This window comes from Anaerobacillus sp., assembly GCF_046314235.1.
Classification (GTDB): Bacteria; Bacillota; Bacilli; order Bacillales; family Anaerobacillaceae; genus Anaerobacillus.
Genome location: NZ_JBKBWN010000003.1, coordinates 151292 through 164431 on the forward strand (window position 1 = coordinate 151292; position 13140 = coordinate 164431).

Sequence of the window (13140 nt, forward strand, 5' to 3'; positions counted from 1 at the left end):
AATAGTAGTTTTTTACCAGTGACAAAGCAGGAATTGTTTACTGGAGTGTCAAATATACTTATAGCATTCTAGTTTAGTTAGAACAATCAATTGGAGCTATACAGCCTTAGTTGGAAGGAGGGGGAATTATGTGTTTCTTTGAGACAAATCGGTTATTTTTAAGACCATTTGAGCCAGAAGATGCCGAGATCGTGCAAACCTTAACAAGTGATATAGATTTAGCTCGAACAACTTTGCATATTCCTTATCCTTATCCAGATGGTTATGCGATACATTGGATCACAAGTTGTACTGAAAAATTCAAAAAAGGGAGCAGCTATTCTTTTGCTATTATCTTAAAAGAAACGTTGGAACTAGTTGGTTGTATGACTTTGACATTAGCTTTAAATCATAAACGTGGCGAATTAGCCTATTGGATTGGTAAACCGTATTGGGATAATGGCTTTGCTACTGAGGCCTCGAATAGATTAATAGAGTTTGCTTTTTACGAACTCAATTTAAACCGCGTTTGGGCGTGTGTGATGAAAAAAAATAAAGCCTCGATTGAAGTGATGAAAAAGTCTGGACTTTTATATGAGGGAACGCTGTCGCAACACGTGTTTAAATGGGGGCAGTACGAAGATGTTGCTTACTACGGAATAGTTAAAGAGCAATATGAGAAGACAAACACAGAAAATGCTCTAGTCGAAACCTAAACAAGTAGTCCTAGCTAAATTAAGGGCTTCTTTTTTGTATAAAAAAATGTTTGAGCATTAACATTAGATGTCGCTGGATTTTCATGAACGAGCCTCTAAAATTAGTTAAAGTTTTACAGCGAAGAGAAAGGAAATCCAGCGACTTTTAAATTGTAGCTCAAGGTACCAAAGAGAGCGGCTGATCTTCATTCAGGGTTAAAATAGGAATCATGCATGTTTAGTTTATAAAGACGAGAAGATGTCGCTGGATTTTCATGAACGAGCCTCTAAAATTCGTTAGAGTTTTACAGCGAAGAGAAAGGAAATCCAGCGACTTTTAAAATTGTTGATCAAGGTACCGAAGAAGTCGGCCTTATTTTCATTTAGGGTTAATATCGAAAATCATGATTGTTTTATATGATATAAATTAGGATGAGTTGTAAAAGTAAGTACTTTAAGAAAAGATATGTTAAAATGCAAGAAAGTAATTGCAGGAGGTTTTTTGATGAAGCCAATTGATGCCAAACAGGTTGAAGAAGTGATCAATCAGTTTAAAAATAAACCAATTTTTCTTCACTTAGAAACGACAAACGGGGCGTATGCTGCACACCGCAATGAAGGGATGTTGGCAGTAAGTGCGTTTATTCGAAATGGGAAAATTGAATTCTCAAATGGGAAAATAACAGGGGACCATCCCTATCGTGTAGGGTTAAAGCTAGAGGATGGCTGGGTCTATGCTCAAGGGTTAACTGATTGGGAATTTAATGAAGAAGGACAATTACTGTTAGCTGGTCACGATAGCGAAGGGAAGATTGCGATTTCCTTACAGCTAAGTGAAACTGCTTTTAAGTAAATGGAAAGGAAGATCAAGAATGAAAGAAAAACACGTTTTAGTAGTTTTTCCACATCCAGATGATGAATCTTTTGGCCCAGGTGGCACAATAGCGGAATATTCACATTTAGGGATCCCGGTAACCTATGCATGTTTAACTTTAGGTGAGATGGGGCGGAACATGGGAACACCGCCATTTGCAAATCGAGAAACTCTGCCATATTTGCGCAAAGTAGAGCTTAATGAGGCATGTACGATTTTAGGAATTAATGATGTAAGAATGTTAGGCTATCGAGATAAGACAGTTGAGTTTGAAGACGAAACTAAGCTAATCGAGTCGATAAAAGCAATTATTGATGAAGTTAAACCATCCTTAATAATCACTCATTATCCGGGGCATGGAGTTCATCCTGATCATGATGCAACTGGGCATGCCACAGTTGAAGCGGTTAGGCTTTTATCAGAAGAAGATCGTCCTAAGGTTTACTGTATGGCGATAACGAATAATCGTGAAAAGGAATTAGGAAAACCGGATGTTATCCATGATGTTTCTCATTTTTTTGATGTAAAAGTCGCAGCCATTAAAGCCCATCGATCACAAACTGAAGCTATTTTCAAAGAGAACAAAGATCAAAAGGCTAGGTTAAAAAAATGGCTAACAGAAGAACAGTTTTGGATTTATCGATTTTAAAAAGGTAGTACTTTTCATAATGGTGACCATTATGATGAAGTACTACCTTTTTTCTTAACGAAGTTGTTGCTGGATTTTCTAAAACGAGCCACTAGAGTCAAAATCACCTTTAATCATGTCAAGCAGTTCAGAATAAGCATCTTCGTCCTCAAAGAGAAGAGGGTTCCATTCGGTTTCAATCCATTGGATGAGCTGGTTTTTATCTTGAAAAACTTCACCACTAGTATCAGCTTTTCGCAACATGTATCGACCGTTATCTTCGTCAATTGTTACTAAACAGGGGATTGCACCATCTTTTGCTTTTATCGCAAACTCCATTCTTTTCATCCTCCTTCATTTCTCTCTTTTTAGTTTTTGTTATAAACCAAAATTTCATGAGAGGAGAACTAGGCCGAGCTATGAGAGTATTTCCCAGTTACGCTCAGTTGCTACTTGTAAGAGACGCGGTTCAGGCTTTACAGCAACAGGATTTCCAACTAATTCAAGGACATTTAAGTCAGAATAACTATCTCCATAGGCGTAACTATTTTCCCAATCAATCTCATCATTTGCTAGCTGAGCATGGATATTGGCTGTTTTTCGTTCGCCATGGATGTGAATGACCGGTGTATGTTTATCAATTTCTTTGTTTTTAAAAGGGATACTTGTCCCAATGATACAATTGAAATTTATATCCTTCGTGACTGCGTGAAGTAACGGTTCAAACGCTCCTGAAACAAGCATAATATAGTAGCCATCTTTACTATGTTGCTCTAACCTCTGCAAAACAGGCGAACTTAATTTTTGACTCATTTGCTGACCAATTTGTGAAAAAAACTGTTGAATTTCAACTTCTGGTGTTTTTCGAAACGCAGATATGTAGGATCTCATTGAATATTCTTTCATCTTTTGCTCGGGATATAGCTTTAGTTTATACGCGACATATACGGGAAGAATCTTTGTAATGAAGCGACGATATTTATGATTATGAACTGGATGAGTTTTCAAATGTTTCATCATTAGAGAAAATGTTTCTTCAGGGTATAGTGTTCCATCAAAATCAAAGATTGCTACCTTCAAATTAAGCTTCCTTTCCAAATTGGATTTCTTAAAACCAATTGTATGATTTTGTTAATTACAAATGCAAGTTAATTTTTTCGGTAATCAATACAACGATGGGTACGAGGCCATACTAAAAATAAAGGGGGTGTTAGTATGGCTAAGAGGGATGAAAACAACAGCAGCAATGAAATAGCAGAAAAATCATTTGACCCTTCGGATTATTGTAGTAAAAATGAAGTGGAAAAAGGACTTGCCATCACTCATGAACAAGTAAGCGACACATACACAGAAGGTACAATTGAAGGTGAAATCGATAACATTGAGAAGAAATTGAAGGAGTATCCGCATCGTATTAGTAAGTGAAAATAATCAAAAAAATGGGGAGTTTCCTCATCGTTCATTTAAATACGAAAGTTAAACTTGACGCAATGAAAACGAGCTTGAAAACAAGCTCGTTTTTCTAATACCGTATTTTGATGGACACTTGTAAATTTTCTTAAAACGCCCAATTTCCATTTCTAAATAAAGGCTCACGGTTGCCATCCTTTGTAATCCCATCAATGTTCATTTCACTAGATCCAATCATGAAGTCTTCGTGAGTAATACTTGAGTTTGCACCGTTTGCTTGCAACTCTTCTTTTGACATTGTTTTACCGCCCTCAAGGTTGAACGAGTAAGCATTCCCTATGGCTAAATGGCTTGAAGCATTTTCATCAAATAACGTGTTATAAAAAATCGTGTTTGAATTAGAGATCGGTGAATCATGAGGGACAAGAGCCACTTCACCAAGAAAATGAGAGCCCTCATCTGTTTCAATTAAACGTTTTAGCATTTCTTGCCCAACTTCTGCCGAGAAATTAACAATTTTTCCGTTTTCGAATGTAAGACTAAAGTTGTCAATAACATTTCCGCTATAATTTAACGGCTTCGTACTAGCGACAACACCGTTAACTCCGTCTTTTTGAGGTACGGTAAATACTTCTTCAGTTGGCATGTTCGCAACAAAGCTCACTCCAGCTTCATTTTGACCACCGCCACCAACCCAAACGTGCTTTTCTGGAAGCGCAATTGTTAAATCTGTTCCTGGTGCTTGATAATGAAGTTTTGCATATTTTTTGCTATTTAAATAATCTACTTTGCTTAATAGTTTACTGTTATGCTCTCGCCACGCTGTTACAGGATCTTCTAAATCGGCACGAGTAGCCATGAAAATTGCATCCCATAACCTTTCAATACTTTCTTGTTCAGAGGCTTCAGGGAAAACCTTCTGTGCCCATTCTTTGGATGGAGCAGCAATTACACACCAACTTACCTTATCGGCTTGAACGTAATTACGATATTTTTCAAGAGCTTTACCTCTAGCTTTATTAAAATTCCCAATACGCTCTGGATTAACATCTTTTAATAAATCAGGATTAGAGGCAACAATACTCATGAAAGCAGCACCATTTTCAGCCATTTCCTCAAAGCCTTTCGCTTTCCACATAGGAAATTCGGTAAAAGCCTCATCAGGAGCTAGTGTGTATTTTAATAAAGTAAGTTCTTCGTCGTTCCATTCGATATGAACTTCTTTTGCTCCTGCTTCATACGCCTTTTTTGCAACAAGACGAACGAATTCGATATTGCTTGTCGGTGCATTGATAACTAACGTTTGACCTTTTTGAATATTAATCCCAACTTTAACTGATATTTCAGCATATTTCGCTAAATTTTGTTCGAATGTATTCACTTTTGTAACTCCCTCACATATGTATTTTTCCTGCCAACTTATATTTTAACAAAATACAGTAAGATAGGAAAAGATTTTCGATAAAACACCTCGTGTTTAATAGGCGCATATACATAAGTTATAGAAAGGAGTGCAAGAGCCGTGACACATAATGAAAATTGTCCACCGTTAATTGGTGATCGCTTTCCTGAAGTTGAAGTTAGGACTACATTAGGAAAGAAGAAACTCCCTAATGATTATGAAGGGAAATGGTTTGTGTTATTTTCACATCCTGGCGACTTTACGCCTGTCTGTACTACTGAGTTCATCTCAATCCAAAGAAAGAGTGAACAATTTAGAGCTCTTAATACGGAACTCATTGGCTTATCCATAGATGGTGTGTTTTCCCATATTAAATGGGTGGAATGGATAAGAGATCATTTTCAGGTTTCGATAAGTTTTCCGATCATTGCCGATGAGTTGGGGGTTTTAGCCAAAAAGTTAGGAATGCTATCTCCACAAGTCGGACCCTTAACAGTTCGAACCGTTTATATCGTTGATCCTAAAGGGAAAATTCGCTTAATGATGAATTATCCGCCTGAGGTAGGGAGAAATAGTGAGGAGCTTTTACGAGTCTTGAAGGCCTTACAAACAGCTTCAGCTCATAAAGTAGCTACTCCAGCAAATTGGCCACACAATGAATATCTTGGTAACCAAGTGATGCTGCCACCACCTAGTAATTTTTATAGTATTCAAAAAAGACTTGAAGATGCAAACCTCGGGAAGGTAAACTGCTTAGACTGGTGGTTTTGTTATAAATCTTTGGAAAAATCGTAGAACGAGGTTGAATAACTAGACTTGTACGCTAAATACTAATTGAGTCGTCTCCTTCAGATCATTAAGGCGGAGATGACTTTTCTAGTTTCTTTAGAAATGATAACGGGAATATAAAAAACGTAACTAAAATGAGTTTGAATTTGGGAAGCTATAAGAAAAGGAGGCGTCTATTTTGAAGGTTCTAAAAAGAATTCTTGCGTATTTGGCAGCTTTGTTTCTAATCTGCACAAGCTACGTAATTTTGTCCGTCCATTATTGGTCGATTACCGATGAGGGGCGCCTACCACCAAAAACTGCGGTAATCCTACATGCTGTAAACAATAATATTATTACATCAGATATGAAGCCGCCCAAATTTTTAATCCAACCAAGACCAGCGACAATTGCGAGAGAAGATATTCAGATTACAGTTGCAGACGGCGTACAAATTCCTGGAAGAGTGTATTATCCCAAAAAAGAAGGTCCTAATCCGATCATTATGTATTATCATGGTGGTGCCTTTCAAGAAGGGTACGGAAACATCGAAACACATGACAATATTGTTAGGGTCCTTTCCGCTAGAACTCAGAGTGTTGTTATTGCAGTAGGATATCGAGTAGCTCCACAATATGTGTTTCCAACGGCAGTTGAAGATAGTTATGATGCACTACTTTGGGCTTATGAAAATGCAACGGAGTTCAATGGTGATCCGAGCCGGATTGCTGTAGCAGGAGATAGTGCTGGTGGGAACTTAGCTACGGCTGTTACCTTAATGTCACGTGATTTTGGAGGTCCGGCTATTGTTGGTCAAGCCTTACTTTATCCATTAACAACCTTCCAAGATATGCCTCTCCAATCGCGAATTATTTATGATAGTGGTTATTATTTATTATCTAGAAGTGTCATGTATCGCACACGAGAATTGTATACCCCGAAGGAAGAAATGTGGCTTAGCCCATATACGTCACCACTAAATGCTGAAAACCTAGAGGATCTTCCTGCTACGTTAATCATTACTGCTGAGTTTGACCCATTAAGAGATGAAGGTGAGCAATACGGAGTACGGCTAGCAGAATCAGGAGTGCCTGTCACTCATTTGCATTATGAAGGTGTCATGCACGGCTTCATTTCGTTTTATGAAGTCATGAATTTAGGTAATCATGGCTTAGGTGAGACTGTTTCATTTTTAAAAAGTGTCTTTGCAAACGAACATATAGCTCAAACAGCCCTCGAAAAAACAATTGTTAGAAACCCTCGCGGCAAAGAGGGGATAAGGGAATATCTCGAGGCTTATGCGATGGCAGCTTTTTTATTATATCAAGAAGTAAGGAGATAAAAAGCTAAGGAACTTTTGCGTCATATGAAGACAAAACACAAAAAAACTTGGCCAGCTAAGGCCAAGTTAAGATGGAATTTTAATGGATAATTGTGTTAAGGACGCTATATGTTTTCTTTGTACATACTGCAAACGAATAAATAAGAAAACCGCACCAGTAGCAAGCCCGGTAATTAATCCAATCCAATATCCGAAAGCTCCAAACTCTGTAAAGGTTGCCAGTAGATAGCCTAATGGTAAGCCAATGATCCAAAAAGAAAGTACGGCCAACAGAAAGGTGACATTTACATCCTTATAGCCTCTTAGTGCTCCTTGGAGTGGTGCACCAACTGCATCTGACATTTGGAAGAAGATCGCGAAGATAAGAAATTGAGATATTAACTGCAATACTTCGGGTTCGTTTGTATAAAGCATGCCAACTTGTTCATTAAAAACTAGTAGAATGATCGAGCAAACAATTCCAAACATTAACCCAAGACCAATACCTAAATAACTATAGTTTTTAGCATCTTTGAAACGTTTCGCGCCAACTTCAAACCCTACAGTAATCGTTAACGCCATTGAGATGCTTAATGGTAGCATATATAAAAACGATGCAAAGTTAATCGCAGCTTGGTGGGCGGCAATCGTAATCGTGCTATATTGACTCATGAGCAGAGTAACGGCAGCAAAGATACTTGTCTCACAAAAGATCGCGAGTCCACTTGGAACGCCGATTTTTAATATTTCCTTCCAAGATTGAAGCGAAACGCTGGCCCAACTTCGAAAAATGTTATATTCTGCAAATGGTGTAACGCGGTGGATAAAATAAAGGGATATCAGAAAAATACACCAATATGTGATTGATGAAGCAATACCAGCACCAATTCCGCCTAATTGTGGGAAGCCTAATTTACCAAAGATTAAAATGTAGTTAAAGAAAATGTTAATGGGTAATGATAACAGTGTGATAATCATTGTTACGCGAGTATGTCCTAAAGCATCAATAAAGGAACGTAAAATGGTGTAGCAAAATAATGGGAAGATACCAAATGCTAACGCAAGTAAATATTTTTTGGCGATCGCTGCCACAATCGGATCTAAGCTCATTAAATTTAAAATCGGGTTTATGAACAAAATGCCGATAATTATCACGACTATAGCCAAAACTATAGATAAGTAGATTCCTTGTACAACTGCAAAAGGAACATCTTTTTTATTTTTAGCACCAATATGATGAGCAACAATCGGAGTCATCGCCATTAATATCCCTGAAAGTCCCGTAAAGATTGGTACCCAAAGACTTGAACCAATAGCGACACCAGCCAAGTCATTTGAACTTACATTTCCACTCATCGTTGTATCAAAGAAATTCATCGAAAAAAGTGCAAACTGAGTCACTAAAATCGGGACGACAATATATAAAAATTGCGCAATCTTTTCTTTAATTGTAAGGGTCTGTTTCATAACATCCCTTCTTTCTAAATTTAGTCATATGAACGGAATTATAACAGATAAGTGCTTGCTCGAATAGCACTTTTATTTTCCTTTATTTTAAAAAACGAAGGTTCGCTATTCTTTATGGCTGATCTACTAAAATTTGAAGGTGATAAAATGAAACTTGGTTACGCCTGCTTAAATGTGACATTAGGCTTGAAAATGAGGACATGCCGATTAAAAACGGTTGAACTTGAGGGAATGGCAAAAGTTAAAGAGCTAACTCTAGCTAATTTAGAGTCAGTGCAAAGCATACTGAAATGGAATCAGGAGAATAATATTGATTTTTTTCGGGTCAGTAGCGACATCGTTCCTTTTGGAAGTCATGAGATTTTAACGTGGAATTGGTGGGAAGATGAAGATGTTTTAGCGATTACTAAGGAAATAAACGCGTATCAAAAAAAATATCAGATGAGATTAACTGTTCACCCAGGGCAATTTACGATTATTAATTCACCTAATGAAAAGGTTGTAACGAATGCGTTTCGGGAGCTACAGTATCATTATAAGTTAATGGAGCTAATGGGCGGGACTGATATGGTTATTCATGTTGGTGGTGTTTATGGAGAGAAAGAAGAAGCGAAAAAGCGTTTTAGTGAGAATTATAAAAAACTAAGCCCTGAAATTAAATCGATCTTAATCTTAGAAAATGATGATAAGTCTTTTCATGTTAAAGATGTTCTAGATATTCACGATGAGATTGGTGTACCTGTTTGTTTTGATATTCACCATCATCATTGTAACCCGTATGAGGATTTAGTGATCGCCTTTTTGCTAGACCGTGTTATTGCTTCTTGGGAGCATAAGAGGTTACCCAAAATGCATATTAGTTCAGGGCGGAATTCGAAAACAGATACATCACATCATGATTATATTTTACGAGAAGATTATGAATTATTGCTCCAACTACTAGGGCCGCGCAGGACGGATTTAATGTTTGAAGCGAAAAAGAAAGAATTAGCGGTTTTAAAAATAAGAGAAGCTTTAAAATAAAGGTAATAAAAGATTCCTGTTTCTGATTTTTTTTGCTAAAATACTGATAATACATAAGTGAATTATTAGCGACAAAAAGCTAGATGTAGTTCTTAGTAGCGTCGACTGATGCTTATGAAACTAAAAAACATTTTAGTATTGTCAGGAAAGGAAGTCCCAAATGGAACATTTAGTTAACAATCAAGTGAAAAACATACAAATTTCAGGGATTAGACAGTTTTTCAATATGGTGGCCCATTATCCTGATGCCATTCAACTAACAATTGGCCAGCCAGATTTTCCGACACCCGCACACATAAAAGTAGCCGGTAAAAAAGCCATTGATGAAAATAAGACAGGTTATACGAAAAATGCTGGTTTAGACGAGCTTTGTTTAGCAGCTTCACAATTTGTAGAAACGAAATATGGTCTCTCATATAACCCTAAACAAGAGGTCATTACGACAATCGGAGCAAGCCAAGGTATTGATATTGCTTTTCGAACAATTTTAGAAGCGGGTTCGGAAGTAATTCTTCCTGGACCAGTTTATCCTGCGTATGAGCCAATCATTAAAATGTGTGGTGCTATTCCAGTTTATGCCGATACTAGAAATACTGAATTTAAAATGACCCCAAAGCAAATTGAACGCCTGATTACGAGTAAAACAAGATGCGTAATGTTACCATACCCGTCTAATCCAACTGGCTGTATTTTAACAAAAGCTGAGTTAGCAGAAATTGCAGAAGTATTAAGCAAACGCGATATATTCGTTATTTCTGATGAAATCTACAGTGAATTAGTTTACGGCACGGAGCATTGTTCGATCGCTTCTTTTCCTGGTATGAAGGAAAAAACGATTATTATTAATGGCTTGTCTAAATCTCATTCAATGACAGGATGGCGGGTTGGTTTTGTCTTTGCCCCGGAAAATATAACAAAGCATATGTTAAAAGTCCATCAATATAATGTAAGTTGCGCTAGTGCAATTTCTCAGTGGGCTGCTGTTCAAGCATTAACTGAAGGTATTGATGATGCAGCTGGGATGCGTGTCGAATACGAAAAACGCCGTGATTATGTTTACGATCGACTAGTATCCATGGGTATTGACGTTGTAAAACCAGAAGGAGCGTTTTATTTATTTCCATCGATTGAGAAGTTTGGTATGAGTGCAAATGAGTTTGCGACTCGTCTCTTACAAGAAGGGAAAGTTGCTTGTGTACCAGGCTCAGCGTTTTCAAGCTTTGGTGAAGGATATCTCCGTTTATCTTACGCATATAGTATGGAAATTCTCGAAGAAGGCTGCAATCGCCTAGAAAAGTTTTTAGCGAGTTTAGATGTGGCTGCTGCAAGGTAACGAGTTAGATCTACTGTATTAAGGGGAGATTTTAGAGTGCGATTATTTCGCACTCGTTTTTTTATAAGCTTAAAGTAGAGTTTGGCAGCATAGTTTCACTACTTACGCCATCTTTTTAGTTGACTTTCGTACGCGACAGTCTTAAAATATCAATTAATCATATAAAATAACTAGGGATTAAATGAGCGGCTAAGTAAAAGGAGGACTTGGGGTGAAGAACAACGAAAATTCTGAGCTAGAACATGTATTTTTGAAAGTACAAGAAATGTTAAAAGATATGAAATTCGGATCAATTTCATTAATTGTTCAAGACGGTAAGGTCATTCAAATTGAAAAGAATGAGAAACATCGTTTGAAATAATTGATTAGTAGAAAAGTAGGTTACAAGCTTAGGAGGCTATTATGGCATACGAGAAAATTTGGGCAAATGACGAAAGTAAGCTGAGTAAAGAGGAAATTCACAAGTTGAAAAAAGATGGTTTAGATATCTTAAATGATATTGATCGTTATGCAAAAGAAGGTTTTGCTTCGATCCCTCAAGAAGATTGGGGACATTTTAAATGGGCTGGGCTTTATTTACAAAAGCCTAAAGAAGCTGGCTATTTCATGATGAGGGTTAATATTCCAACAGGAATTATTACTAACGAGCAAGCCATTACATTAGCTAACATTGGAAAAGATTATGGTCGTGGAGTTATCGATATTACTACTCGCCAAGCGATTCAATTTCATTGGTTGACAATTGAACAGCTTCCTGACATTTATAAGCGTCTAGGAGAAGTAGGCTTGTCTTCGATCGGTGCCTGTGGTGATATTCCGAGAACGATTGTAGGAAATCCTTTAGCGGGGATTGACCGTAATGAATTAATGGATACGAGAGCAATTGTAAACGAGGTGTATGATTTTTTCCAAAGAAACGAAGATTTTTCTAATTTACCGCGTAAATTTAAAATGTCAATTTCTGCAAACGTTCAAAATGCTGGACATGATCTAATTAACTGTTTGGCGTTTACGCCGGCTACCAAGGAGATCAATGGTGTAGAACAAATCGGCTTCCACGTCAAAGTGGGTGGTGGGCTTTCTTCAAAGCCTTATTTAGCTGAAGAGTTAGATGTATTCGTACTTCCAGATCAAGTCAAGGATGTAGCAATCGCGATTACAACGATTTATCGTGACTACGGTTACCGTCAAAAACGTCACCGTGCTCGTCTAAAGTTTTTAATGGCTGATTGGGGTCCAGAAAAATTCCGTGAAAAGCTTATTGAAGTGTACGGTCATGAACTTCCTTCAAAAGGTGTGGATAAACTTGAAAAGTGGAATGCCGGATATTTTTACGGTGTTCACGAACAGAAACAAGCAGGGTTGAATTACGCCGGCTTTAACGTTCCGGTTGGACGAATGAATTCAGAGGAGTTAATAACGCTCGCCGAAGTGGCTAAAAAATATGGAAATGGTGAAATTAGAACTTGTAATTCACAAAACATCGTTATTCCAAATGTTCCAGATGAAAAAATTGCGGCTTTAATCGCTGAACCGATTTTTGAGAAAATCACGTTACAACCGAAAAGCTTCATAGGTTACTCAGTTTCTTGTACTGGAATAGAGTACTGTAATTTAGCGTTAGTCGAAACGAAGGAGACGACGCGCAAGCTAGCTGAGTATTTAGATGATCACATTCAGTTAGATGTACCGGTAAGAATTCATATGGTTGGGTGCCCTAACTCGTGTGGTCAACGTCAAATTGCTGATATTGGTTTACAAGGTGTTTTGATGAAAACAAAAGAAGCAGGGATGGTCGAAGCATTTGAAATTTATGTTGGTGGTACGTTAGAAAAAGAACATGCTCAATTTAATGAAAAGTTAAAAGGGCGAGTCATGTCAGAAAAGCTACCTACTGTATTAAAAGATCTTTTTAAGTTCTTTAAAGCGGAAAAAATCGCTGGAGAAACCTTCTATGATTTTGTCCAAAGAGTAGGAGTAGCAACTCTTCAAGGGCAGTTAGACAACATTCTAGCGGAGGCTTAAATCATGAACTTATACCATTTTAAGGTGTTAATTAATAGCGATGAGGTTACCGTTATTGTTGTCGCTGAAAATGATAAGCAGGCATTTAAAAGAGCGGAAATTGAAGTTGAAGCAAGCTTCTTAAAGCTACCAGACATAAAAGAAATTGTATTATTAGAACGGAAAAAAGTAGCGAGTAAAGGTACTGCGTTCGTAGTTAAATAAAGATATAATAT

At 37.4% G+C, this 13140-nt stretch carries 15 protein-coding genes; 11 read left to right on the forward strand and 4 right to left on the reverse strand.

All coding sequences use genetic code 11. From position 1 onward, the window contains the following. The first annotated feature begins 128 nt into the window (after positions 1–128). The 3 genes from ACK4M9_RS04855 (at position 129) to bshB2 (ending at position 2197) form a co-directional block, all read left to right on the forward strand. Positions 129–695: a GNAT family N-acetyltransferase gene (locus ACK4M9_RS04855; RefSeq protein ID WP_409848471.1), complete on the forward strand. Its 567-nt coding sequence runs from the start codon at positions 129–131 to the stop codon at positions 693–695. 484 nt (positions 696–1179) lie between these two features. Then, positions 1180–1527, forward strand: coding sequence for a YojF family protein (locus tag ACK4M9_RS04860; RefSeq protein WP_409848472.1), 348 nt, complete (start codon positions 1180–1182; stop codon positions 1525–1527). A 19-nt stretch (positions 1528–1546) separates the two neighbouring features. Continuing rightward, the gene (bshB2, locus tag ACK4M9_RS04865; RefSeq protein ID WP_409848473.1) at positions 1547–2197 is read left to right on the forward strand and encodes a bacillithiol biosynthesis deacetylase BshB2; all 651 of its coding nucleotides are present in this window, start codon (positions 1547–1549) and stop codon (positions 2195–2197) included. A gap of 78 nt (positions 2198–2275) precedes the next feature. Here the strand turns inward: bshB2 and ACK4M9_RS04870 are convergent, their stop codons facing one another. Next, complete coding sequence (locus tag ACK4M9_RS04870) at positions 2276–2515, reverse strand: hypothetical protein (RefSeq protein ID WP_409848474.1); 240 nt, start codon at positions 2513–2515, stop codon at positions 2276–2278. A gap of 78 nt (positions 2516–2593) precedes the next feature. Next, the gene (locus ACK4M9_RS04875) at positions 2594–3256 is read right to left on the reverse strand and encodes an HAD family hydrolase (RefSeq protein ID WP_409848475.1); all 663 of its coding nucleotides are present in this window, start codon (positions 3254–3256) and stop codon (positions 2594–2596) included. Positions 3257–3391: 135 nt separating this feature from the next. Here ACK4M9_RS04875 and ACK4M9_RS04880 point away from each other — a divergent pair, with 135 nt between their 5' ends. Beyond that, positions 3392–3601, forward strand: a complete 210-nt coding sequence (locus ACK4M9_RS04880) for a YozQ family protein (RefSeq protein ID WP_409848476.1) — start codon at positions 3392–3394, stop codon at positions 3599–3601. Between the two features lie 133 nt (positions 3602–3734). Here ACK4M9_RS04880 and ACK4M9_RS04885 read toward each other — a convergent pair whose 3' ends face one another. Then, on the reverse strand, positions 3735–4967 hold the full coding sequence (locus ACK4M9_RS04885) for an aminopeptidase (protein WP_409848477.1): 1233 nt from the start codon (positions 4965–4967) through the stop codon (positions 3735–3737). A 141-nt stretch (positions 4968–5108) separates the two neighbouring features. Here ACK4M9_RS04885 and ACK4M9_RS04890 point away from each other — a divergent pair, with 141 nt between their 5' ends. Both ACK4M9_RS04890 and ACK4M9_RS04895 read left to right on the forward strand, forming a co-directional pair. Beyond that, the gene (locus ACK4M9_RS04890; RefSeq protein ID WP_409848478.1) at positions 5109–5783 is read left to right on the forward strand and encodes a peroxiredoxin; all 675 of its coding nucleotides are present in this window, start codon (positions 5109–5111) and stop codon (positions 5781–5783) included. Between the two features lie 172 nt (positions 5784–5955). Continuing rightward, positions 5956–7098 (forward strand): alpha/beta hydrolase, encoded by a 1143-nt coding sequence (locus ACK4M9_RS04895; protein WP_409848479.1) that lies wholly within the window; start codon positions 5956–5958, stop codon positions 7096–7098. 66 nt (positions 7099–7164) lie between these two features. Here ACK4M9_RS04895 and ACK4M9_RS04900 read toward each other — a convergent pair whose 3' ends face one another. After that, positions 7165–8544, reverse strand: a complete 1380-nt coding sequence (locus ACK4M9_RS04900) for an MATE family efflux transporter (RefSeq protein ID WP_409848480.1) — start codon at positions 8542–8544, stop codon at positions 7165–7167. Between the two features lie 147 nt (positions 8545–8691). Here ACK4M9_RS04900 and uvsE point away from each other — a divergent pair, with 147 nt between their 5' ends. The 5 genes from uvsE to ACK4M9_RS04925 all read left to right on the forward strand — a co-directional run bounded on the left by uvsE (position 8692) and on the right by ACK4M9_RS04925 (position 13129). Continuing rightward, a complete protein-coding gene (gene uvsE / locus ACK4M9_RS04905; protein ID WP_409848481.1) occupies positions 8692–9567 on the forward strand; it encodes a UV DNA damage repair endonuclease UvsE in 876 nt (291 codons plus the stop codon). A 160-nt stretch (positions 9568–9727) separates the two neighbouring features. Continuing rightward, positions 9728–10900, forward strand: coding sequence for an aminotransferase A (locus ACK4M9_RS04910; protein WP_409848482.1), 1173 nt, complete (start codon positions 9728–9730; stop codon positions 10898–10900). A gap of 250 nt (positions 10901–11150) precedes the next feature. Next, the gene (locus ACK4M9_RS04915) at positions 11151–11261 is read left to right on the forward strand and encodes a YezD family protein (protein WP_409848715.1); all 111 of its coding nucleotides are present in this window, start codon (positions 11151–11153) and stop codon (positions 11259–11261) included. 41 nt (positions 11262–11302) lie between these two features. After that, complete coding sequence (locus ACK4M9_RS04920; RefSeq protein WP_409848483.1) at positions 11303–12925, forward strand: nitrite/sulfite reductase; 1623 nt, start codon at positions 11303–11305, stop codon at positions 12923–12925. A 3-nt stretch (positions 12926–12928) separates the two neighbouring features. Further along, a complete protein-coding gene (locus ACK4M9_RS04925; protein ID WP_409848484.1) occupies positions 12929–13129 on the forward strand; it encodes a DUF3906 family protein in 201 nt (66 codons plus the stop codon). The last annotated feature ends 11 nt before the right edge of the window (positions 13130–13140 follow it).

Bases quoted from the DNA above. Each gene is read 5' to 3' on its own strand.
- ACK4M9_RS04855 (WP_409848471.1), top strand. From the start codon at position 129: ATGTGTTTCTTTGAGACAAATCGGTTATTTTTAAGACCATTTGAGCCA.
- ACK4M9_RS04860 (WP_409848472.1), top strand. From the start codon at position 1,180: ATGAAGCCAATTGATGCCAAACAGGTTGAAGAAGTGATCAATCAGTTT.
- bshB2 (WP_409848473.1), top strand. From the start codon at position 1,547: ATGAAAGAAAAACACGTTTTAGTAGTTTTTCCACATCCAGATGATGAA.
- ACK4M9_RS04870 (WP_409848474.1), bottom strand. From the start codon at position 2,515: ATGGAGTTTGCGATAAAAGCAAAAGATGGTGCAATCCCCTGTTTAGTA.
- ACK4M9_RS04880 (WP_409848476.1), top strand. From the start codon at position 3,392: ATGGCTAAGAGGGATGAAAACAACAGCAGCAATGAAATAGCAGAAAAA.
- ACK4M9_RS04900 (WP_409848480.1), bottom strand. From the start codon at position 8,544: ATGAAACAGACCCTTACAATTAAAGAAAAGATTGCGCAATTTTTATAT.
- uvsE (WP_409848481.1), top strand. From the start codon at position 8,692: ATGAAACTTGGTTACGCCTGCTTAAATGTGACATTAGGCTTGAAAATG.
- ACK4M9_RS04910 (WP_409848482.1), top strand. From the start codon at position 9,728: ATGGAACATTTAGTTAACAATCAAGTGAAAAACATACAAATTTCAGGG.
- ACK4M9_RS04920 (WP_409848483.1), top strand. From the start codon at position 11,303: ATGGCATACGAGAAAATTTGGGCAAATGACGAAAGTAAGCTGAGTAAA.
- ACK4M9_RS04925 (WP_409848484.1), top strand. From the start codon at position 12,929: ATGAACTTATACCATTTTAAGGTGTTAATTAATAGCGATGAGGTTACC.